The sequence below is a fragment of the Runella limosa DSM 17973 genome (assembly GCF_000482465.1).
Taxonomy (GTDB): domain Bacteria; phylum Bacteroidota; class Bacteroidia; order Cytophagales; family Spirosomataceae; genus Runella; species Runella limosa.
The window spans coordinates 1-1,994 of the sequence record NZ_AXVJ01000096.1 but is presented as its reverse complement, the minus strand read 5'-3'; the positions used below and the strand labels follow the sequence as shown (position 1 = coordinate 1,994).

Here is a 1,994-nt window from a genome sequence, read left to right as displayed (position 1 = left end):
CTGAACATTTTATAAGTCAATCTGAACATATAAAAAAAACTGTTCATATAATTTGTTCAGTACAAAAAACAAATTATATTTGCTGTACAAAATCAAATATAAAGTCTAAGTGACTGCGAGCAAAAATGAACATTTTATAAGTCAGATGAAACAACAAATAATAAAGCAAGACAATAGCATTACAAATGCAAGATATGACTTTACTGCTTGCCAATTAGACATCCTCTTTTCAGTAATGTCTAAAATCCACGATGAGGATGCTAGTAACAAAATATACGAAGTGATGGCTGCCGAAATAGAAAAGCTTACTGGGCGCAAGTGGAACTATCAACAATTTAAAGACGCTACCGAAAGTATGGGTAGTAGAATGTTTGAAATACAAACTGAAAAAAAATATCGACAATTCTGGCTATTCCAACATGTAGATTACATAACAGGTCAAGGAAGGATAGAGATTAAATTTTCGGAAGATGCTATTATGCTTCTAAAGCAGTTAAAAAACAATTTTACGACCTATGAGCTACACGCTGCTCTAAAAATGAAGAGTAAGTATGCAAAACGCATCTATCAGATATGCTCACAATGGAAAGATATTGGGGAGTCAAAAGCCATGTTATTAATAGACTTTAAAAAGAATCTTGGATTAGTTGATAACAAAGGTGTAGAGCAGTTTACTAGCATTTCAATGTTCAAATCGCGCGTTTTAGAGGTTGCTGTACGGCAAATAAATGAATACAGCGATTTGGACGTTTCTTATACGATGCACGGAGATTCCGAGAAAAAAAAGCAGATAAAGTATATAACATTCTACATTAAGCATAAACAGCATATAATGTTACCGATAAAATTTGACGATACAGTAGTGGATACTCGTCAAGCTAATCTTTTATCAATACTTTTCAATTTAGGAATAAAATCAAAAAAGTATATAGCAGATATTCAAAAAAATGAAGCAATGATACAAGAGGTATTTAGTTTTAATTATCAATTGCAAACTGGTAAAATTAAGGCCGATAAAAATGCAGGAGGACTTCTTTTAAAGAAGCTTGGTTTGGTTTAGTTATTGATTTTGAAAGATTTCATAATATTGACTAAACGCTCAAATTCTTCTTTTGAGAACGCAGAAAATGAACTAAGCATAACATTATTTAATCGGTTATCTTTTAAATTAGCTGCTTTACCTATACCTCTTTTTGTAATAAATTTACGATTTTGTAAATGAGCGATAAATTCAAGTAATTCATCTTGAGTAGTAACATTTCCAGAGCTTAATTCCATAATAATTGGAATTAAGCTCATAACTTCATTAGGTGTAAGATGATGATTTACGCCTTTCATAATATTATTCAAACGAAAAGCTTTTAATCCTGCAGCTTCTTCAATTCCCTTTATATTGACCAATTTTCTAACTCTAAAAAAATACGCAATTACCTCTTTTTCAGTCATTTTAGAGTTTAATTTTTATAGAATCACTTTCCTTCGGCCTAACTCCAAGTCTTTCTTGGAGTTTAAGCGCTACTTCAAATTCTTTTTTAACCCATTCAGCTAAGTTTGCTTTTTTCTCAACCAAAATTCCTTCATTAAAATGCAGGTTGACAGATGGTTTTTTTGATGAATTATCAATGATTAATGTGACATCAGATACACGTAAATTTGTTTTGATAGTCGTAAATCCCTTATCTCTTCTTTCTCTGATGGTAGTAGAATCGACGTCATGACCTTTGCCAGTAAGAACCCTAGCATCAACTCTATTTCGTTGTGTTTCAATACGCTCTACCCCTAAAAAGTGAATACTTGTTTCGTAACCACTTTTCTTAGCTTTCTGCAATCTATTTAATACCGAAGTAGTATGTAGATTATGTTCAAAAACTATGTTTTTGCCTTTAGCAATTGCCTCTTCCATCCTACGGCTTACTTCTTCTGTCAGGCTAAAAGTATCAATAAACTTTCTTTCTTCATAAATACGGTCAGGAAGAATTTTAACGTATTTTTTT

At 31.6% G+C, this 1,994-nt stretch carries 3 protein-coding genes; 1 reads left to right on the top strand and 2 read right to left on the bottom strand.

The annotated features are described in order from the left end of the window. Positions 1–145 precede the first annotated feature (145 nt). Positions 146–1,060, top strand: a complete 915-nt coding sequence (locus tag K339_RS0109860; RefSeq protein ID WP_028523429.1) for a replication initiation protein — start codon at positions 146–148, stop codon at positions 1,058–1,060. Here the strand turns inward: K339_RS0109860 and K339_RS0109855 are convergent. Both K339_RS0109855 and K339_RS0109850 read right to left on the bottom strand, forming a co-directional pair. Continuing rightward, positions 1,057–1,446, bottom strand: coding sequence for a hypothetical protein (locus K339_RS0109855; protein WP_028523428.1), 390 nt, complete (start codon positions 1,444–1,446; stop codon positions 1,057–1,059). The genes K339_RS0109860 and K339_RS0109855 overlap by 4 nt on opposite strands. A gap of 1 nt (position 1,447) precedes the next feature. Then, positions 1,448–1,994: zeta toxin family protein (locus K339_RS0109850; RefSeq protein ID WP_028523427.1), on the bottom strand; the 547-nt coding region annotated here is incomplete at its 5' end.

Coding starts and splice junctions, on each gene's coding strand:
- K339_RS0109860 (WP_028523429.1), top strand. CDS start 146: ATGAAACAACAAATAATAAAGCAAGACAATAGCATTACAAATGCAAGA.
- K339_RS0109855 (WP_028523428.1), bottom strand. CDS start 1,446: ATGACTGAAAAAGAGGTAATTGCGTATTTTTTTAGAGTTAGAAAATTG.